Origin of the sequence: Shewanella sp. SG44-6 (assembly GCF_014164185.1) — a bacterium.
In the GTDB taxonomy this organism is placed as follows: domain Bacteria; phylum Pseudomonadota; class Gammaproteobacteria; order Enterobacterales; family Shewanellaceae; genus Shewanella; species Shewanella vesiculosa.
In genome coordinates, this window is sequence record NZ_JACJER010000007.1 from 52,767 (window position 1) to 73,257 (window position 20,491).

Genomic DNA, 20,491 nt, shown 5'->3' on the forward strand with positions numbered 1-20,491 from the left:
ATGTATTAGCTACGCTGACGCGTTGGTTTGCCGTGATTACCCACCACTTTATGCTTATGAACTGCACGGCGAATTTTAGCACTTTTCACTTTAGAACGGGCAACACTGTGTTTGTCCGAGCCTAAAATTGAACGTGTCTCAGGTTCTAAACCAGCAAGTTGACGTAAGTAGTTCACTTGGTCAATTGGCAGTTCAATCCAGCCACCACGAGGCAATGTTTTTGGCAATTCAACTTGACCATAACGCACGCGGATTAAACGGCTAACTTGTACGTCTTGAGACTCCCACAAACGACGCACTTCACGATTACGTCCTTCGCGAAGGGTAACATGCCACCATTGATTGATGCCTTCGCCGCCCGCAGCTTTGATGGTATCAAACTGGGCTGGGCCATCTTCTAAGGTCACACCGGTACGTAAACGCTGCACTGCAGCCTCTGGCACTTCACCAAAAGTACGCACAGCGTATTCACGCTCTACTTCATTAGACGGATGCATTAAACGATTAGCTAATTCACCATCACAGGTAAATAATAGTAACCCTGAAGTATTAATATCTAAACGCCCTACCGCAACCCAACGAGCATCACGCACTTTAGGTAAACGTTCGAACACGGTAGTACGACCTTCAGGATCTTTGCGCGAGCAAATTTCACCTTCAGGTTTATGGTATGCCAGTACACGACAAATAATGTCGTCAGCTGATTTTAATGAGACGGCACGGCCATCAATACGTATTTTGGCATCAGCCTCAACACGATCACCTAAACCAGAAATTTCACCGTCAACACTAACTCGGCCTGCAGCAATCCATGCCTCCATCTCACGACGGGAGCCATGGCCTGCACGGGCCAAGACTTTCTGCAATTTTTCACTCATTAGCGGGACTCTTTAAAGAAGTTTTATAAAAAACAAAAGGTTAATTACTCTTGTTTTATTGTCTTTTTAGGATTGTACCCGCCTATGGCGCATACAATTAGAAAAGTGCGTAGATTATACGCTGAATGGGGCTGGTGAGCAAAAAATACCACAGTTACATTCAACTAAGGATAAGAGATAACTGAAACGCAGCAAAATCAATCTATGCTATGTCATCAATATCAAGCTGGCGATTGGTTTGCGAACAAGACCAATGGAGGCGTAAAAGCTGACCGATTTTGAGTCAGCCATTGTTGATAACAGAAATACATTAAGCAGCCTGCTGTACAACGTCGCTAATGATAGATTAATGCCTTCAAAAAGGCTGCTGGCACTATTGCATCAGCAGCCTTAATCAATCAAATAGCATTATTGATCGATCAGCGAGTCACATTAAGGTTAAACACTAGGCTATACATAACGGGCAACACCACTAAAGTTAATAGTGAAGCAAAACCTAAACCAAAGATGATGGTAATCGCCATAGAACCAAAAAAAGCATCACTAATTAAAGGGATCATACCCAACATGGTGGTAATCGCAGCCATCATAACAGGGCGAACACGACTCACACACGAATCAACCAGTGCAAATCCAGCCTCTTTCCCCTCTTCAAGTTCAAGATTGATTTGATCAACCAACACTATGCCGTTTTTGATCACCATCCCAGACAGGCTCAACAATCCAAGTAATGCCATAAAGCTAAACGGAGCATCAAATATCAACAACCCTGCAGATACACCAATAACCGCCAACGGTACCGTAAACCAAATGACCAAGGGTTGTCGTACAGAGTTAAACAGAAACACTGTGATTAAAAACATCGCTAAATAACCCATGGGAATTGAGCTAAAAACAGCTGTTTGCGCTTCGCCTGCCGATTCAAACTCCCCGCCCCACTCCAAGCGATAACCGGAAGGCAGTTTAATCGCCTCTATTTTATGTCTAACTTTTTTGTGCACTGAGTCTGCAGTTTCGTTAGAGCCCAATTTAGGATCTGCCAAGACAGCCAACATACGAATACGATCACGGCGCATCACCAAAGGGTTTTCCCATTCAGTGCTGAACTCACTGACGACTTGCGTTGCTGGGACAAAGGTATTGTTCTCTGTACTCCAGATTTGCATCTTCCATAAACTATCCGCTTGAAGCCGTTCTGCTGCTGGTGCACGAGCAACAATCGGTAATAGATGGCTGGTTTCACGGTACAAACCAATTTGTTTACCGCTAAAGTTAACCAATAAGGCATTATCTAAGTCTTGCTTACTGATGCCGGTTTCACGTGCTTGAGCATTTTGTAATTGTGGACGGATGAGTGGCACTTGGTTGCGCCAATTGTGGCGAACACCGTCCATTGTCGGTTCGTTTCTAAAAATACTTTCCGCTTGCGCGGCTAAACTGCGCAGCACTTGAGGATCTTCGCCATAGAAACGCGCCTCAATTTTCGCCGCTGGTGATGGACCATTCTCCATATTTTTTAAACGGTATTGTGCTTGGGGAAAATGGCTATTTAACAACTGTTCAACTTGGGGCATATAAGCCTTAACGGCTGCTAGATCGCGCATTTCTACGATAAGCTGAGCAAAGGCTGGATAGCCTTTTTCAGGCTGATAAGGTAACACAAAACGCTGGGCACCCTGACCGATGACAGATGTCAGGTGCACTAACCCGCTGTCATTAAGCTCACTTTCTTGCAGTAGCTTTTTCTCTATTTCGCCAGTAAATCGTTCCGTGGCTTTAATGTCTGTCCCTTCTGGCATCCATACATCAACAAAAAATATTGGCGTATTTGATGCGGGAAAAAACACGTTCTTAATGTGACCAAAGCCTATCACTGCGGTGACTAACATCGCCAACACCACTGATAATGTCACTAGACGAAAACGTAATACAAAATACAGAAAACGACGATACGTGGTAAACAACCAGCCTTTATAAGGGTCTACCTGTTCAGCTTGTGGTGAAGCCTCTTTGAATAACAAATTACAGAAAAATGGCGTTAAGGTGATTGCTGTAATCCAACTAATAAACAAAGAAATCATTAACACTTGAAACAATGAACGACAAAATTCACCGGCCGCATTTTGTGACAAACCAATTGGCGCAAAGGCAATGATGGCAATCACAGTTGCGCCTAATAATGGCCACTGAGTTTGCGATACCACTTGCTTGGCTGCTTCAAGACGAGTTTTACCACGCTGTAAGCCAATCAAAATACCTTCGGTGACCACAATCGCGTTGTCGACTAACATACCTAAGGCAATGATCAGCGCCCCCAGAGATATCAACTGCAATTCAATGTCCAATACCTTCATTACAATGAAAGTACCTAAAATAGTTAACAGCAGAATTAGGCCCATCAATAGTCCAGAACGCAGGCCCATAAATAATAATAATACTGCGATGACAATCGCAATCGACTCTAAAAGGTTAATCAAAAAACCTTGTACGGTATGATCAACCGCAGAGCTTTGGTTATAAACCGTATCAAGGCTCATCCCTAACGGCCGTTGCGATTCAAGTTCAACTAAACGCTCGCTCACACGCTTGCCCACATCAACAACGTTTACGCCGCCTGAAAACGCAATACCTAACGATAATGCCGCCTCACCACTATTGTGATAAAGCACATTAGGGGTCTCGTCATAGTCTTTTTCAATATTGGCAATATCTCCAAGGTAAATAAGTTCAGTACTGCCCGGTGAACTGACGACTAAACGAGACAACTCCTCTACAGAACTAAACTCACCAGTGGGATGTAAACGGATACGATTATCACCAATCACAATGCTGCCAGCATTAGACACCACGTTTTGATTGTTCACTAATCCATAGATGTAACTTTGATCTAAACCAAGCGCTGACAGTTTCTGCTGTGAAATCTCAATCACCACTTGCTCTGTCACATCACCTACAACAGAGACTTTTTTTACCCCGGGAACAAGCACCAACTCACGGCGTAAATAGTCGGAATAGTTGCTCAGTTCTCGGTTACTAAAATCGTTGCCTGACAAGTTCAATAAAATACCGTATACATCACCAAAGTCATCAATCACTTGTGGCTTAGCGGTACCAGGTGGTAAGCCCCCTGTGGTGTCATTTACTTTTCGACGCACCTCATCCCACACTTGGGGTAAGCGATGTTTGTCATAATTGTCTTTAATCTCAACCTGAATTTGTGATAACCCAGCACTGTTGATAGAAGTGATGTGTTTAATGCCATCAAGCTGCTGCAACGCATCTTCAAGCGGCAAGGTCACTTCTTCTTCCACTTGCTCAGGCGATGCACCAGGATAGGCGGTGATCACTAGCGCTTGTTTAATGGTAAATTCTGGAAACTCTAATTGTCCTAGTCCCGTAAAAGCCACACTGCCACCAATAAGCAGTAAAAATACAAACATCCAGCTAATCACTTTATGATTAATGGAATATTCAGCAACATTCATCAACTACACTCCCCGTTGCCAGCGTAATGGCTTCACTTTCATGCCTGCAGATAATTGCGACAATCCAGCAGCAACAATAACGTCGCCTTTTTGCAAACCACTCAACACTTCAACACCATCTGTGCTTACGCGACCAAGCGTCACTTTCACCGGATTAATGTCACCACTATCTGGCTGATAGCGCCATACTGTCACCTCACCTGTTTGATCTTGTTTGTCTACAGCAGAAATAGGCACAATCGCAGTAAAGCCTTGTGGTGATTCGTTGAGCGTAGCTAAGGTTAATTCAGCACTCATGCCTGGCAGTAATTGCACATTGTCAGGTTGTGGTAATGAAAACACCACTTCATAGGCTTGGGTGCCCGGCGTCACTTGGGTTGAGTATTCTTTAAATTTGGCATCAAACGACATGCCCTCTACTGCGCTAAAACGTACTTTTGCCGCTAAGCCATTGGCAATATCTTGAGTTAAGACTGCTGCCATAGCTTCAGGCACTTGAATAGTGACATCAAGCAAATGATTATTTTGCAGGGTCATTACCCCTTGGTTTGCCTGAACAATTTGGTGATTATCCACTAGTCGCTTAGCAATGGTGCCATTGAATGGTGCTTCTAAACGGGTATAACTCACTTGGTCATTGGCTGCTGCTAGCGCTGCTTTAGCCGACTTAAGTTGGGCTTTACTGCTGTCAAATAGTGCTTGGGAAATCAGTTTACGATCGAGTAGCGTTTGATTACGGCTAAAATCGGCCAGCAACAAATCGTACTCAGCTTCACGCGTCATTAAATTATTACGCGCATCGCGATCGTCTAATTGAGCCAGTAAAAAACCTTGTTTAACCTGCTGCCCTTCCACAAGATCCAGTCTGACAAGCTGACCTGAAATCCGAAATGATAATTGTGCTCGACTGTTGGCTTCAACTCTGGCAGGAAATTGGCGAATAGTATTGCCTGAAGATTGCGCGACCTCAAACAATTTAACGGGGCGTACAAGCTCTTCTTGTACGGCGCTTTCGACAGGCGTACAACCAGCTAGAATAGTAGAAATAAGCAATGCCAACGGCAATGTTGAGCGATATTTCATCGATTATGTTCCTTGGTAACAGAGATTTAAACTGACGTAATGACAACATCATCATCTCTTTTTGAGATGACAGTTAATTTACAATTGGTTCGAACAATACGCTGAATTATAGTTGCAATAAATGGGTTTATTTGGGAATATCAATCCCATTATTTGAGTTTGACTTATCAAGCATTATTAGAGCAAACAATATGAAAACTGAAGACATTGCATTATTCCACCGCATCGTCGAAACCGGCAGCATTCTTGAAGCGGCTAACTTATTGAATTTGCCTAAGTCAACCGTCAGTAGACGCTTGCAATCGTTAGAGGAGTCATTAAATTTAAAGCTGTTTCACCGTCAAAGCCGCGCCATCACCCTCACCTCCGCAGGCAGTCATTTCTACCAAAAAACCTTAACTATGCTAGCTGATTTAGCACAGACATTAGATGAAATCACCGATAACAAAGCTGAACTCAATGGCCATCTGCGGATATTAATCTTCCCTATCCCAGAGATGATGGACATTGTCAGCAAAATTTTTAATTTTATGGACGCAAATCCAAAGCTGTCAGTTGAAATTATTAGCAGCACAGAACCCCTCGATATGGTCAGACACAATATCGATATTGCATTTATGGTCCAAGAAACGTTTAGCGAAATAGACATGGTGGCAAAACCGATTATTCGCGAAGAGTTATATTTTGTTGCCAGTCCACAATATCTGGCTAACGCCGGAACACCGCATTCACCAGAGGACATAGAGCAATATAATTCGATTTTATTTCGCTTCCCTAATGGTAAAACCTTCAGCGAAGTGCCTTTGGCAAATGATGCGATGCAAGCGGTGAAAGGTAATTTGTGTACCAATAGTATCCAACTCGCTTATGAAGCAACGCTTTCTGGCCGCGGCATAGGTTATTTACCTTTGCGAATTTGTCAGGAGGATTTTAAACATGGCAAATTGGTGCGTTTGTTTGATGAACTCCCACCTTATATGGCGGTAGTCTTTTTAGTTTACCCTTCGAGGCGTTTTTTAAGTCTTGCCAGCCAACGCTTTATCGATTACATGTTAGCCAATCTGCCTCAAAGTGGCCATTATCAATCGCCGTCGACACATGTAAAAGTGTGGATGTGATAAAGCGACTGGACCAACTCTTAGATATTGATGAGGAAAACGAATAGCGCTAGAGGGTGCACCAAGATGTTACCGATAAGGGTTAATATGACATGCTTAATTAATGATGTGGCTGATGCGAAGGGTTATTATCGTTTTGATTGTCAGGATCAATGTCATTGTTAACCGCGCCATCTTGTTCATCAAACTTAATAGCTCCATCTGGCTCAGATACCTCATCAAGGGCAACGACGTCATCGTTATCTGGATCAACGACGGTTTCAAGCTCAGATTGATTGTCCATGCCTAGCTGAGCTTTTTCAAATAAAGCATGTAAAGAGTCGGCATCAGTTAAGGCTGGCAAGTCGGCTAGCTTGGTAAGATTAAAGTAATCGAGAAATACACTGCTGGTGGCAAATAACGCAGGCCTACCAGGTACCTCTTTATGGCCCACTACTTTAATCCACTGGCGATCGACTAAGCTTTTTATGATATGGCTGCTAATAGCCACGCCTCTGATGTATTCAATATCGCCACGTGTTACCGGTTGTCGATAAGCAATAACCGCTAAGGTCTCCAGGGTTGCACGTGAATACTTAGGAGATTTCTCTTGCCATAGCGGTTGCAGGTAAGGACTGAGCATCTCCTGAGTTTGGAAGCGATAACCACTGGCAACTTTCACTAGTTGCACTCCACGCTCTTGATAATCTAGTTGTAATTCATCAAGCACTTCCTGAATGCGCGAGCGCGACACACTAAAGTCAGCCAACACAGTTTCTTTGATAGCGTTAACTGACAATGGCTTAGCTAAGACAAATAAACTGGCTTCGATAAGTTGCTTTAGCTGTGTAGGATTAATTGGCTTCATGGATCTCTTCGAATATCGTTAACCTCAACTTTGGATAAAAGAGAGGGATAAATCGTTAATATTTGCGTTGTGTTAAGTCCGTTATGTCAAACTTGTCATGTGTTTTGCTCACAGCGTTGAGCTTGATTAATAGGCTTTTACATAAATGGGCGAGAAAGGTTCATTTTGTACTAATTCAACCAGTAACTCTTTAACCAGCTCCATAAGTGCCAAAAAGCTCACGACCACACCGGCTCGGCCTTCACTGACATCAAACAAACACTCAAAACCAATGAATTCGGTACTGGATAACCTGGCTAAAATTTGGCTCATACGCTCGCGGGTTGATAACTGTTCGCGCTTAACATGATGATCTTCATTGGCATCAATGCGTTTCAGCACTTCACCAAACGCGCGGGCAATATCCACCAGCGACACTTCAGGTGGCACAGTGACAGGTTTAATGTCTGGAGCTGCACTCACCGATGCTTGTAATACATCTCGCTCAATCCGTGGTAATGCATCGATATCTGCAGCAGCTTGCTTTATCACTTCATAGGCTTTTAATTGCCGGATCAGTACCACGCGAGGGTCTTCTTCCTCATCATTTTCACTGGCCATTTTAGGCAAAAGCAAACGTGACTTAATTTCAGCTAAGGTTGCGGCCATCACTAAATAATCAGCCGCCAGCTCAATCCGCGCTTCAGTCAGGATCTCAATATAGAGTAAATATTGCTGGGTAATTTGTTGAATGGGTAAATCAACCACATCCAATTTTTGTTTGCGAATGAGATACAGCAATAAATCCAGCGGGCCCTCGAAGGTTTCAAGAAACACTTCTAAGGCCTCAGGCGGAATAAACAAGTCTAGTGGCATGCTATCAAGTACTTGGCCACGAACCACTGCCAATGGCAGGCTCTGCTGGCTACCTTGCATATTTATCCTTGACGGTTCATCAACCATGGTCACCTGTGGTTATTCAAATGCACTGGTATCGCCAGCACCATGACGTAATATCACCATCTCATCTTCAGACATATCAATCACAGTCGTTTGATTTTCAGGCAAATAGCCGCCATGAATAATACCTTCGACTAGGTGATCGAGAATGTCGCGAATATGCTCAGGGTCTGACTCAGCAAATTGCTCATTTGGCATAACTAAACTGGTGGTCATCATCGGCTCACCCAATGCTTCAAGTAACGCCAATGCAATTACATTATTCGGCACGCGGATACCTATGGTGCGTTTTTTATCGCATTGTAACCGGCGCGGCACTTCTTTAGTGGCTTTGAAAATAAACGTATATGGCCCAGGCATACAGCTTTTTAATAAACGATATGCTTGATTATCAACCCGGGCAAAATTAGCCAGTTCAGATAAGTCACGACACATTAATGAAAAATTGGTGTCGTTTTCTATCTGGCGAATACGCGCCATGCGCGTCATGGCATTTTTTTCGCCAATCATACAGCCTAATGCATAACCAGAGTCTGTTGGGTAAACAATGACTCCACCTTGTTTAAGAATCGCCACCGCTTGGTTTATTAACCTTGCTTGTGGGTTTTCATCATGAATATACCAAAATTGACTCATGCTCTTTCCGTCCAATGTTGTGATTGCCAAACCCATTCCACACCTTGAGGTTGGAATAAGTTTTTACCTAGCTCGATCCAATTACTGGGGAAGTGGAAATCGCTCCCCACAGAAGCAAGTAGGTTATTTTGCTTACTTAATGCGATAAGATTATTACGATCATCCAATGTTTGCTGGCCTAGAATAACTTCCATTGCATCGCCACCGGCCTCTGCAAATTCACGTACTAAGCGCTTAAGCCATTTGGCCGATAATTTGTAACCACTAGGGTGAGCCAAGACTGCAACGCCACCCGCTTGATGAATGTGGTCTATCGCATTGGCCATGTCGCCCCAATTATTAGGCACATAACCGGTTTTTCCGCGCGCTAAGTAACGTTTGAACACGCTAGGCATATCTGTCGCATGACCATTATCAGCTAACCATCTTGCATAATGGCCACGACTCAGTGCGGCGTCGCCAGCAATTGCTTTTGCGCCGTCATAAGCGCCTTCAATCCCGGCCTTAGCTAAACGCTCGCCAATTTCTTGGGCACGCACTTCACGCAATTGGCGTTGGTGAGTTAAGAAGTCTAATAATCCAATATGGCCGATATCTAAGTTTAAACCGACAATATGAATATCAAAACTGTTCCAACGCGTTGAAATCTCACAACCATTAATTAACACTAATGGTGTGGCATGCGCTTGATTGGCAAGATGCGCTTCTGCTAACCCTCCGACTGTGTCGTGGTCAGTAATAGCAAACATCTCGACGCCTTTTTCAATAGCGCGAGTTAATAATTCGGTTGGTGTTAATTGACCGTCTGATGCGGTCGTGTGGCTATGAAGATCGGCCAGGAGAGTCTCTGTAATCATGTGCTTATTGTACAAGAGTAGCGATAAAAATACTGCTTGGATTTATGAATAAATGATGGCAATTGATGAATTATTTATACACAAGCCACCTAAAGCGCTCAATAATTAGCCTCTCGTTATCCTGGTTGTCATTTTTTAATGGCTTTTGAGAAATATTCAATTGACATTACTCTCCAGCTGGGTTTTCCTATAGGCATTAAACAAAGACATAACATAGCGATTAACAATGACACATTCTTTAGCTTCATTACACATTACTTGGTGGTGGCACTTCCCAAATTAACGGGTGGTGTGAAGCGTTGTGCTCATTTTTAAGAGACAAGATTTTACCAAAAAGCCCGCAGAAATGTGGGCTTTCTTGTTATCTGGCCCATGCAAAATTAGTCACTCGGGTTACACAATATTAGAGGCCAATAGATGATAAATAAACATGATACAAGGAGCGGCGACATAGTGACGACAACAGTGACTACATCAAATCAACTCGCTCAGGTTACCACGCAAAAGCAGGCACTAACCTACCATACAGATCCGCTAAAACTGTATCAGCAAGTGACTAATAACGCGCCGCATACCATGCTGTTAGAGTCTGCGGAGGTCGAAAGTAAAGACCATTTAAAAAGTATCGTCCTCACCCATGCGGCAATGATGATTCGTTGCGACGGTTATCAGCTTAGCTTTAGCGCATTAACTCAAAATGGTGCAGCGTTGTTAGCGCCAATAGCGAACTTCTTCAGTGATGCACAGCAACAACGAGATAATGATACTCTCATCGTGACGCTGCAAAAAGCCACCGAGTTACAAGATGAAGATGCACGGTTAAAGTCAACATCGCCTCTTGATGGCTTAAGAATGTTTATCAAGCACATTCAAACCAATAATCCGCTTAAATTTGAAGATTTATTCTTAGGTGGTGTATTAGCATATGACTTAATTGATACCGTCGAGCCACTCCCTGCTGCGCCCAATGCGCATAATGATTGCCCTGACTATTTATTTTATCTAGCTGAGACACTTATTTTAATTGACCATCAAACTCAGCAAGCTGAGATTGTCAGCCACCAATTCGGTCAAGACAACATCATTGCAGAGCAATTAACCTTGCAACTGCAACACGTTACCGAACAATGCGCTGAGCTAGGTGATATTGCTCAATTAACGCCAGTGACAACCGACGAAGAAGTTAATATCACCGACGAGCAATTTAAGCAGACCGTGATTGATTTAAAAGAACACATTGTCGCCGGTGATATTTTCCAAGTGGTGCCATCACGTTGTTTCAGTCTACCTTGTCCAAATACCCTAGGGGCATATCGGGCTTTGCGCTTAACCAATCCTAGTCCGTATATGTTCTATTTCAGAGGTCCTGATTTCACCTTATTTGGCGCATCGCCAGAAAGTGCCCTGAAATACGATGCGGCCAGTAACCAAGTTGAAGTGTATCCCATTGCTGGCACCCGAAAGCGCGGTAAAAATGCCCAAGGTGAAATCGATTTTGACCTAGACAGTCGTATAGAGCTTGAGCTGCGTTTAGATAAGAAAGAATTGTCTGAACATTTAATGCTAGTCGATTTAGCCCGCAATGACATTGCTCGCATCAGCCAAAGCGGTAGCCGTAAAGTGGCTGAACTGTTAAAAGTTGATCGTTATTCGCACGTGATGCATTTAGTCAGTCGCGTCACCGGTCAATTACGCTTAGATTTAGATGCCCTGCACGCTTATCAAGCTTGCATGAACATGGGAACTTTAGTGGGCGCGCCAAAAGTACGTGCATCGCAATTAGTTCGCCAAGCAGAGCAAGCTCGTCGCGGCAGTTATGGTGGCGCTGTAGGTTACCTCAATGGTCTTGGCGACATGGATACCTGCATTGTTATCCGTTCAGCCTTTGTTAAAAATGGGGTTGCTCATATACAAGCAGGTGCTGGCGTGGTATTTGATTCAGACCCACAAGCCGAAGCCGATGAAACTCGTCAAAAAGCCCAAGCGGTTATCTCAGCAATAAAGATGGGAGGTGGCCTATGAGCACTGCAACCACACAAGCCTGTAACCAAGCGACTAACCGCATGAAACTGTACCTACTGGATAACTTTGACTCATTCACCTACAACTTAGTCGATCAATTCCGCAGCCTTGGTTGTGAAGTCATCATTTACCGTAATGATGTCAGCGCCGATTATGTTGCACAAAAGCTTATCAATGAAACCTCAAAAGCAGCCTTGGTATTATCACCAGGCCCAGGAGCCCCTCATGAAGCGGGCTGCATGATGGAACTGATTGGTAAAGTAGCTGGCAAAGTTCCAATGTTGGGCATTTGTTTAGGTCATCAAGCTATGGTCGAATATTATGGCGGTAAAGTAGAACGAGCACCATTTGTGGTTCACGGTAAAGCCAGCCCCACCTTCCATAATGGTCAAGGCGTATTTGCCAATTTACCCTCACCATTACCGGTTGCGCGCTACCACAGTTTGGTGGCGACAAAGGTGCCTGACTGCTTAGAAATCATTGCCACTACCGATGATATGCCGATGGCAATATTGCATCCACAACATCAAGCAATAGGCTTTCAGTTTCATCCAGAATCAATTTTAACCACCTTAGGTAGCCAACTGCTGACGCAAACATTAGCGTATTTAACCCAAGACCACGCCTTTACTGGAGGAGAATAATGGATAATCTGCAAGCTTTATTCGACCGCCTTTATCAAGGTACTGCGTTAACTCGTGAACAAATGACACAAGTTTTTAGCGCGATTATTCAAGGGGATATGCAACCTGCCACCATGGCAGGGATGTTAGTGGCGCTAAAAATGCGTGGCGAAACCATTGATGAAATAGCCGGAGCGGCAGACGCATTACGGCAAGCCGCTAAACCCTTCCCACGCAGTGATGCCTCAAAACAAAGCGGCATTGTTGATATTGTCGGTACCGGTGGTGATGGACATAACACCATCAATATTTCCACTACAGCCGCTTTTGTTGCCGCTGCAGCTGGCGCTAAAGTAGCAAAACATGGTAATCGCAGTGTATCGAGCAAGTCTGGCTCATCTGACTTACTATCACATTGCGGTATTGCACTCACCATGACACCAGATGCCGCAAGCCAGTGTTTAGATAAACTGGGTTTATGTTTCTTATTTGCGCCGCATTACCATGGCGGAGTAAAACATGCTGTGCCGGTAAGACAAGCGTTAAAAACCCGGACCATTTTTAATGTGCTAGGACCGTTAATAAACCCTGCAAGCCCAGAATTTATGCTTCTAGGTGTTTACACACTTGAACTGATCGAGCCTATCGCACATGTGCTCCATGCTTTGGGGGTAAAACGCGCCATGGTGGTACATGGTAGTGGTTTAGATGAAGTGGCATTGCATGACAATACCTATGTGGCAGAACTAAAAGACGGTGTGGTGCGTACTTACCAACTTAGCCCTGAAGATCTAGGGGTTAAGCGCGCAAGTATCGAGCAACTCACCGGCGGCGAACCGGCAGACAATGCCCTCATAACGCAAGCTATTTTACAAGGTAATGGCCTCCCTGCTCACCGAGATGCTGTGGCCATTAACGCAGGTTGTGCTTTGTATATCAGTGGTGTGTGCGACTCAGTTCAAGCCGGGACACAGCTAGCATTAGCAACCCTTGCAAGTGGCGCTGCCTTCACCTTATTAACCGATTTGGCTGCCGTGAGCCAAGCAGGAGAACACCATGAGTAAGCCAGAAAGTAATGTATTAACCCGCATCGTTGCAACTAAAGTCGCGCATATTAGCGCACTTAAATTGCGTTTCCCCGAAGCTAGCTTACAACCTAAAATATCAGATCGTAGCTTATTTGATGCATTGAAAGCGCCGAATGCTCAGTTTATTTTTGAATGTAAAAAAGCCAGCCCTTCAAAAGGACTGATCCGCGCCGACTTTGATGTAGAAGCTATCGCTGATATTTATACTCGATATGCTGCAGGCATCTCAGTGTTAACCGACGAAGAATTTTTCCAAGGTGACATGGACTACATTCCTAAAGTGCGCGCTAGAGTGACTCAGCCGATTATTTGTAAAGACTTCTTTGTCGACCCTTACCAAGTGAAATTAGCGGCTCACCAAGGCGCTGATGCCATTTTACTGATGCTGTCAGTGCTTGATGATCAACAATATCGATTATTAGCAAACGAAGCGGCAAAGTATCACTTAGATTGCTTAACTGAAGTCAGTAACGAAGCAGAATTAGTTAGAGCGATTGATCTAAACGCGCCGATTATTGGTATCAATAACCGTAATTTACGCGACTTAAGTACCGACCTTGCCACCACAGAATTATTAGCACCGCAAATCCCCGCTGACAGAGTGGTGATCAGTGAGTCAGGGATTTATTATCATCAGCAAGTGTGTCGCTTAAACCCATTAGTTGATGGTTACCTTGTCGGTAGCTCAATAATGGCGCAAGACGATATTGATTTAGCCTGTAGACAATTGATTTATGGTAATAATAAAGTTTGCGGCTTGACTCAAATTGACGATATTGCAGCAGTGGCACAAGCTGGTGCAGTATTTGGAGGATTAATATTTCATCCTAAGTCACCCAGAGCTGTAACGCCAGCACAAGCAAGTGACTTAGTCGCCCAAATGCACCAACATCATATTGGATTAAACATGGTCGGCGTGTTTGTTAATCATGCCGTTACTGATATCGCAGCTTTAGCCAAAACACTGGATCTTTTTGCAGTGCAACTACATGGCGATGAAACAGAACTTGAAATTAAAGAGTTAAAAACATTACTGACTGAGCAGCAACTTAGCACCGAGATTTGGAAAGCCATTGCAATTGACAGTCAGAGCGGTGAAGTGAGTCCAAAACCTGCCGGGGCCGATCGTTATTTGTACGACAGCAAATCTGCACAGCAATTTGGTGGCACCGGAAAAACATTTAACTGGCAAGCCAATATTGGTAATAAACAAGACGCCATCTTGGCCGGCGGGTTAACCGCAGAGAATGTTTATCTTGCCAGCCAACAGGGATTTTATGGGGTCGACTTAAATTCAGGAGTAGAATCAGCTCCTGGCCATAAAGACCATCAAAAACTGAACGCTGCATTTGCCCAGTTACGCCGTAATTAACATTGAATAACGAACAACGAACAACGAATAACGAATCAACATGAATATACGATTACTCAAAGGGAACATTTATGACCGAGCTCAAGCTTAACCCTTATTTCGGCGAATACGGTGGTATGTATGTACCGCAAATTTTAGTGCCTGCATTAAAACAACTCGAAACAGCCTTTATTGACGCGCAACAAGATGAAAGCTTTATCGCTGAATTTACCGACCTGCTGAAAAACTATGCAGGCCGCCCAACAGCGCTAACACTGACACGTAATTTAAGTCCAAATCCAATGGTAAAAATCTACCTAAAACGTGAAGACTTACTCCATGGTGGCGCCCACAAAACCAACCAAGTGTTAGGTCAAGCGTTGTTAGCGAGACGTATGGGTAAAAAAGAAATCATCGCAGAAACAGGTGCTGGTCAACATGGCGTAGCCACTGCCCTAGCCTGTGCGCTTTTAGGCTTAAAATGTCGAGTTTACATGGGTGCTAAAGACATTGAACGTCAATCGCCAAATGTGTTTCGAATGAAATTAATGGGTGCTGAAGTGATTCCGGTGACTTCAGGTTCATCAACCCTAAAAGATGCCTGTAACGAAGCCATGCGCGACTGGTCAGCAAGTTATGATAAAGCTCACTACTTACTCGGCACCGCTGCTGGGCCACATCCGTTCCCGACAATTGTGCGCGAATTTCAGCGTATTATTGGGGAAGAAACCAAAAAACAAATTCTTGAAAAAGAAGGCCGTTTACCTGACGCTGTCATCGCCTGTGTTGGCGGAGGCTCAAATGCTATTGGTATGTTTGCCGACTTTATTGACGAACCTTCAGTTGAATTAATTGGTGTTGAACCTGCAGGTAAAGGACTTGATACTACGATGCACGGCGCGCCGCTTAAACACGGTAAAACTGGTATATTCTTTGGCATGAAATCACCGTTAATGCAAAACAGTGATGGTCAAATTGAAGAGTCGTATTCTGTTTCTGCCGGGCTTGATTTTCCCTCGGTAGGCCCGCAACATGCACATTTAAATGCCATTGGTCGTGCACGATATGAATCAGCAACCGATGATGAAGCGTTAGAAATGTTCCAAACCCTCGCTCGCTGTGAAGGTATCATTCCGGCATTAGAATCAGCGCATGCACTTGCTTACGCAGTTCGCATGGCAAAAGAAGCGACTAAAGAGACCATTTTAGTGGTTAATTTATCAGGCCGTGGTGACAAGGATATTTTCACTGTCGCAGATATTTTAGAAGCGAAACAAAAACAACAGGAGAGCGGCAATGAGTAACCGTTATCAAGCAAAATTTGCTGCACTTAAGGCACAAAATCAAGGTGCGTTTGTTCCTTTTGTCACCATTGGCGATCCGAGCCCTGAATTATCGTTAAAGATCATTCAAACCTTAGTTGATAATGGTGCTGATGCACTTGAATTAGGTTTTCCTTTTTCAGATCCATTAGCTGATGGCCCAGTAATACAAGGTGCTAACTTACGCTCATTAGCCGCTGGAACTAAACAAAGCGATTGCTTTGACATTATCGCTAAAATACGCGCGCAATATCCTGATCTGCCTATCGGACTATTACTGTATGCCAATTTAGTATTTGCCAATGGTATTGATGAGTTTTACGCAAAAGCACAAGCTGCAGGTGTAGATTCGGTATTGATTGCCGATGTGCCAGTTGAAGAGTCAAAACCTTTTAGCTTGGCCGCAAAAGCACATGGTATCGCACCTATCTTTATCGCACCGCCTAATGCTGATGCTGACACCTTAAAAATGGTCAGCGCACAAGGTGAAGGTTATACCTATCTATTATCACGAGCCGGCGTTACGGGTACTGAATCGAAAGCCGGTGTGCCAATTGAGAATATTCTGGCACAGTTGGTCGAATTTAATGCCCCACCGCCACTATTAGGTTTTGGTATTGCCGAACCAGAGCAAGTGCGCGCGGCCATCAAAGCCGGTGCCGCAGGCGCGATATCTGGTTCTGCCGTGGTTAAAATTATCGAAGCTCATCAACATGATGAAGTCACATTACTGGCAAAACTTGCTCAATTTACCGCAGCAATGAAAGCGGCAACCTAGAAACGTTGTGTTCTTAATAGAAAAGTAAAAACAAAAAAGGCGCGTAACGCGCCTTTTTTAATGGATGCCATTTTAGACGGGTACTCTAAGTCTGTGATAATCTAAAATACTCTCGAAGTAGAGTAAAGTAAAATTAGTGACGGTTTGCTCTTGCGATTGAATTAGCTCTAAATATCTAAAGATTTTATTGATGAAATAACATTTAGGTCGAATAAATTATCCATGGGCGATAGTCAACATATAGAACTAATCCATAAATCTGTTTTCTATATTACAATATTAAAAAATTGGTAGATTATTTAATCTATATTACATCAAAGAGGTTTGAGATTTTTCTCACTAAAGGACTTATTATTTGAGTATCTAATGTATTAAATTTAATCCAGTGAAACCTTTTTAAAACCAATGATAACAAGTAACTTACTACTATTTAGACAGTTCCTAATTTTGTACAGCTTTAGTTGATGACAGCCAAAATATAGTAAATTATGGATATAAAACAAATTAACCCATCACTCAAAAAATCAATAATTAAAATAAAATCAAAACCTTAGTAATATAAAAATAGGCCTAGAACGAGTTCATAGCCTATTTTTTATTTACTAAACACGTGATTGATTAATTATTTAATATCAATCAATTAAGAAATAAAGCTAACTCCTTAGCCATCATCTCTGACATTAACACTGTATGAAACCGGATCGCCGTAAATGGTTTTAACTGTAATAGATAATAATCCAGCTGATTTTTGATTTGGACTAGCTTCTCGAGTTACAGTAAATGCATACAGTAATGGTTTGTTGGAGGTATTGTTACCAATTGTGTACGACGATGTAGATGTAGATAATGCACCATTGTCAATACTGGTTGTAATCTCAGTACCGTTGGCAAGAGTGTTATTATTGATATCAGACAAGAATAAATAAACAGTTTTTGAGGATACGCCTGTTGCCGCAGTTAAATCTATATCGACTACAGGGGTAATATTTCCCGAGCTATCAATATCAACTAAACGACCGTAAGGCACGGAACCAGACATTACAATCGGCATATTTCTGAACACATTAAGTTGTGCTTGGGTGTTATTGACTCCGGTTTGAGTACAATTAGATGCTGAAGATGCTGCGCACAAAAGACCAGTATAAAAACCATCTTTACCATCAAAGCTACCATTGGTATTAAAGTCAATAAACTCTTCATTTACAGCGCCTAAAGGCACTGATGAGCCACGATAAAACCCATCTTCGTTATCATCAGTAAAGGCTTCAGTTAAATCAATGAAATCTTCACCAATATCAAATAAACCATTGCCATTCAAATCAACAAAACTCTCTTCGCCGATAGCGAAAGCAGTTATCGTTGCTCGACCAGGTCGAGGCTCTGCTATAACAGAAGTAGAACCATCTAAATAACCCGCTAACTGATTACCGGTACATGGTGGTGTTAATAAACCGTTAAAAGCAACAGGACAAACAACAGATGTTCCTTCAAATGGGCGTGGATTCTGGCTCGTCCAATCTAGAGAACAAGCTCCTGTTCGACCTGCCGTTTCACAGCTGGCGCTGATAGAGCCACCTTCAGTTCTAAAGTTGATCACAGTTCCATCTGGAACAGGATTATTAAAATGATCTGCAGAACGAATGGTAATCGTCGATGACTCTCCATCATGACTCCAGCCCTCTACGTTTAACGTTGTCGCTGACAAGGAAAAGCTGTTGTAATCAGCTAAACCAGTTGTCACTGTTAAACTATCAGACACATTTGACACTATAAGACTTGCCGGATCTGTAGCATCCTGCCAAAGAGCAAAAACTTTAACAGGTGTTGGTATTGTTCCTGAACGTACAGTAACAGATACATCACCATTAGCATCAGTGTAAGCTACTGCATATTTATTAGGAGTACTGATATCGCTAGGATACTCAGCATCACCTACTTTAGGAAAATTAGGACAATTTACAAAATCATCTGCTAATGGTGCTGGAGTTAATACCATACCCCCCACATCAGTAGAGAGTTCAAAACAAACTCTTTCAGAACTTGCTGGCTGACCGATCTCATTGAGCAACTTGAAAGCAACATTTGCGGTTTCTGAACGAGCACCTGCACCATCAAGGCCTCCAGAGACTTTAATTGCGAGCTCCTTTGGTGACGCACTGACGAATTGAATTGCACCGACCGCATTAGGATTAATGGTGATATCCGCAGTAGCATTTACGCTTGATGCTCCTGTAATTGCTGAAACAGTAACAGTATCTGTACCTTCGCAATTAATGCTTCGATAGGTTGCAAAACCTTTACCCGCATTTGTTATAACCGGAGAATCAACAACTGCATTACCTGCCGACATACATTGAGAAGAAAACTCTAATGTAAAAGGTTGACTTGTCTCAATACTGCCATCCGGAGCTTTAACGGTCACTTCAATAACAGTAGAGCCGCCAGCTGGAAGAGTGTTAGTACCTATGTATGTACTAACTTCAAGAGAGATATCGACACGACCAATCTCAAAAGCTTTGGTAGAAGTAACTTGTTTAACTTTTAAAGACACTTCACCAGCACCAACATCACCGTTTGAATATAGATCTAAAACAGCCTTACCGTCAGCATTAGTTATTGCTGTAGCAGAATTTGGGCTAATTGCACCTAAAGTCGTACCAGCAGTAATTAGTACTTGCTTTAAAGGTTGATTAGAACCATCAAGTTTGACTATTGCCCCTAAAATACCAGGGCGTTGATTAGTAATGTTATCGGTAACAGGACAGACTTCAAAGTTTTTCAAAGTCTTGTCGAATGCTACAACACCATTACAATCATAAATTTCAAATGAGATAGAAGGATCTGCAGCAACGGGATCAATATCATCACCAGCGGTAGTAAAACTGACAGTATCAACTGTTAAACCATAACTAGCAGTGATAGTAGCAGCCCCCTCTACGGTTCCTGCTGTAATAGCTAATTCAGCTTTACCAGCGCCATCCGTAAGGGCTGTCCCTACTGAAGGTAGAAACTCACCTAAGCTACTAGAAAATGAAATAACTTTCCCACTTAGTGGGTTGTTATTTCGGTCAAGTAAATAAACTTGTACACGTCCTGGAGATGATTGGCTAATACTAGAAGCCTGATTTCCAGTACCATCAAGCAAGCTTATGGTTAATGAGTTGTTTTCACCATCGCCACCAGGAGCATCACCAGCAACACTGTAATTAAATGTTTCTGTTAATAGTTCATTATCTAGATTAAAGGTTGCTTGAACAGTACCAGCACCATCCACCGTACCAGTCAATAGAGTCACTTTAGCAAAACCACTCGCATCAGTTAGTGCATTTCCTGATGTAGGGTTAATGACCCCCTCACCAACTAAAGAAAAATTAATTAATGCATTCGGTACAGCTGCTCCGTCTTTTAATAACGTAGCCCTTACAGATCCTGGCGAGCTCTTATTTATACTTCGTAACTCATTA

15 protein-coding genes are annotated in these 20,491 nt (G+C 43.1%); 7 read left to right on the top strand and 8 right to left on the bottom strand.

The genetic code is table 11. The features are described from left to right. Window positions 1-5: 5 nt before the first annotated feature. The 3 genes from rluB to H5185_RS02485 form a co-directional block, all read right to left on the bottom strand. On the bottom strand, window positions 6-878 hold the full coding sequence (rluB, locus tag H5185_RS02475; RefSeq protein WP_124016499.1) for a 23S rRNA pseudouridine(2605) synthase RluB: 873 nt from the start codon (window positions 876-878) through the stop codon (window positions 6-8). 419 nt (window positions 879-1,297) lie between these two features. Then, entirely contained in the window at window positions 1,298-4,363 is a 3,066-nt protein-coding gene (locus tag H5185_RS02480) for an efflux RND transporter permease subunit (protein ID WP_182741244.1), read from the bottom strand. A 3-nt stretch (window positions 4,364-4,366) separates the two neighbouring features. Continuing rightward, the gene (locus H5185_RS02485) at window positions 4,367-5,446 is read right to left on the bottom strand and encodes an efflux RND transporter periplasmic adaptor subunit (RefSeq protein ID WP_182741245.1); all 1,080 of its coding nucleotides are present in this window, start codon (window positions 5,444-5,446) and stop codon (window positions 4,367-4,369) included. 191 nt (window positions 5,447-5,637) lie between these two features. On the opposite strand from H5185_RS02485, the gene H5185_RS02490 reads away from it, so the two are divergent. Continuing rightward, complete coding sequence (locus H5185_RS02490) at window positions 5,638-6,564, top strand: LysR family transcriptional regulator (RefSeq protein ID WP_182741246.1); 927 nt, start codon at window positions 5,638-5,640, stop codon at window positions 6,562-6,564. Between the two features lie 100 nt (window positions 6,565-6,664). Here the strand turns inward: H5185_RS02490 and scpB are convergent, their stop codons facing one another. From scpB to H5185_RS02510, 4 genes are all read right to left on the bottom strand, one after another. Next, on the bottom strand, window positions 6,665-7,411 hold the full coding sequence (scpB, locus tag H5185_RS02495; protein WP_182741247.1) for an SMC-Scp complex subunit ScpB: 747 nt from the start codon (window positions 7,409-7,411) through the stop codon (window positions 6,665-6,667). A gap of 126 nt (window positions 7,412-7,537) precedes the next feature. Continuing rightward, window positions 7,538-8,326 (bottom strand): ScpA family protein, encoded by a 789-nt coding sequence (locus H5185_RS02500; protein WP_124016494.1) that lies wholly within the window; start codon window positions 8,324-8,326, stop codon window positions 7,538-7,540. 39 nt (window positions 8,327-8,365) lie between these two features. Further along, window positions 8,366-8,986 carry an L-threonylcarbamoyladenylate synthase gene (locus tag H5185_RS02505; protein WP_124016493.1) on the bottom strand — a complete coding sequence of 207 codons (621 nt, stop codon included), beginning with the start codon at window positions 8,984-8,986 and terminating at the stop codon, window positions 8,366-8,368. Continuing rightward, on the bottom strand, window positions 8,983-9,843 hold the full coding sequence (locus H5185_RS02510; RefSeq protein ID WP_182741248.1) for an RNase RNM: 861 nt from the start codon (window positions 9,841-9,843) through the stop codon (window positions 8,983-8,985). Before H5185_RS02510 ends, H5185_RS02505 begins: the two co-directional genes overlap by 4 nt. A 450-nt stretch (window positions 9,844-10,293) precedes the next feature. On the opposite strand from H5185_RS02510, the gene H5185_RS02515 reads away from it, so the two are divergent. The 6 genes from H5185_RS02515 (at window position 10,294) to trpA (ending at window position 17,027) form a co-directional block, all read left to right on the top strand. Continuing rightward, window positions 10,294-11,865, top strand: coding sequence for an anthranilate synthase component 1 (locus H5185_RS02515; RefSeq protein WP_182741256.1), 1,572 nt, complete (start codon window positions 10,294-10,296; stop codon window positions 11,863-11,865). 41 nt (window positions 11,866-11,906) lie between these two features. Next, window positions 11,907-12,509 carry an aminodeoxychorismate/anthranilate synthase component II gene (locus tag H5185_RS02520; protein WP_124016534.1) on the top strand — a complete coding sequence of 201 codons (603 nt, stop codon included), beginning with the start codon at window positions 11,907-11,909 and terminating at the stop codon, window positions 12,507-12,509. Then, complete coding sequence (trpD, locus tag H5185_RS02525) at window positions 12,509-13,552, top strand: anthranilate phosphoribosyltransferase (protein ID WP_182741249.1); 1,044 nt, start codon at window positions 12,509-12,511, stop codon at window positions 13,550-13,552. The genes H5185_RS02520 and trpD overlap by 1 nt, the downstream gene beginning before the upstream one ends. Next, entirely contained in the window at window positions 13,545-14,948 is a 1,404-nt protein-coding gene (gene trpCF / locus H5185_RS02530) for a bifunctional indole-3-glycerol-phosphate synthase TrpC/phosphoribosylanthranilate isomerase TrpF (RefSeq protein ID WP_182741250.1), read from the top strand. Before trpD ends, trpCF begins: the two co-directional genes overlap by 8 nt. A 71-nt stretch (window positions 14,949-15,019) precedes the next feature. Beyond that, window positions 15,020-16,231 (top strand): tryptophan synthase subunit beta, encoded by a 1,212-nt coding sequence (gene trpB / locus H5185_RS02535; protein ID WP_182741251.1) that lies wholly within the window; start codon window positions 15,020-15,022, stop codon window positions 16,229-16,231. Continuing rightward, the gene (trpA, locus tag H5185_RS02540) at window positions 16,224-17,027 is read left to right on the top strand and encodes a tryptophan synthase subunit alpha (RefSeq protein WP_182741252.1); all 804 of its coding nucleotides are present in this window, start codon (window positions 16,224-16,226) and stop codon (window positions 17,025-17,027) included. The genes trpB and trpA overlap by 8 nt, the downstream gene beginning before the upstream one ends. 661 nt (window positions 17,028-17,688) lie before the next feature. On the opposite strand, the gene H5185_RS02545 is transcribed toward trpA, so the two are convergent. Then, window positions 17,689-20,491 (bottom strand): Ig-like domain-containing protein (locus H5185_RS02545; RefSeq protein WP_182741253.1); only part of this gene is annotated, 2,803 nt, incomplete at its 5' end.

Excerpts from the sequence above, each read along its gene's own strand:
- rluB (WP_124016499.1), bottom strand. The coding sequence starts at position 878 with ATGAGTGAAAAATTGCAGAAAGTCTTGGCCCGTGCAGGCCATGGCTCC.
- H5185_RS02480 (WP_182741244.1), bottom strand. The coding sequence starts at position 4,363 with ATGAATGTTGCTGAATATTCCATTAATCATAAAGTGATTAGCTGGATG.
- H5185_RS02485 (WP_182741245.1), bottom strand. The coding sequence starts at position 5,446 with ATGAAATATCGCTCAACATTGCCGTTGGCATTGCTTATTTCTACTATT.
- H5185_RS02490 (WP_182741246.1), top strand. The coding sequence starts at position 5,638 with ATGAAAACTGAAGACATTGCATTATTCCACCGCATCGTCGAAACCGGC.
- scpB (WP_182741247.1), bottom strand. The coding sequence starts at position 7,411 with ATGAAGCCAATTAATCCTACACAGCTAAAGCAACTTATCGAAGCCAGT.
- H5185_RS02500 (WP_124016494.1), bottom strand. The coding sequence starts at position 8,326 with ATGCAAGGTAGCCAGCAGAGCCTGCCATTGGCAGTGGTTCGTGGCCAA.
- H5185_RS02505 (WP_124016493.1), bottom strand. The coding sequence starts at position 8,986 with ATGAGTCAATTTTGGTATATTCATGATGAAAACCCACAAGCAAGGTTA.
- H5185_RS02510 (WP_182741248.1), bottom strand. The coding sequence starts at position 9,843 with ATGATTACAGAGACTCTCCTGGCCGATCTTCATAGCCACACGACCGCA.
- H5185_RS02520 (WP_124016534.1), top strand. The coding sequence starts at position 11,907 with ATGAAACTGTACCTACTGGATAACTTTGACTCATTCACCTACAACTTA.
- trpD (WP_182741249.1), top strand. The coding sequence starts at position 12,509 with ATGGATAATCTGCAAGCTTTATTCGACCGCCTTTATCAAGGTACTGCG.
- trpCF (WP_182741250.1), top strand. The coding sequence starts at position 13,545 with ATGAGTAAGCCAGAAAGTAATGTATTAACCCGCATCGTTGCAACTAAA.
- trpB (WP_182741251.1), top strand. The coding sequence starts at position 15,020 with ATGACCGAGCTCAAGCTTAACCCTTATTTCGGCGAATACGGTGGTATG.
- trpA (WP_182741252.1), top strand. The coding sequence starts at position 16,224 with ATGAGTAACCGTTATCAAGCAAAATTTGCTGCACTTAAGGCACAAAAT.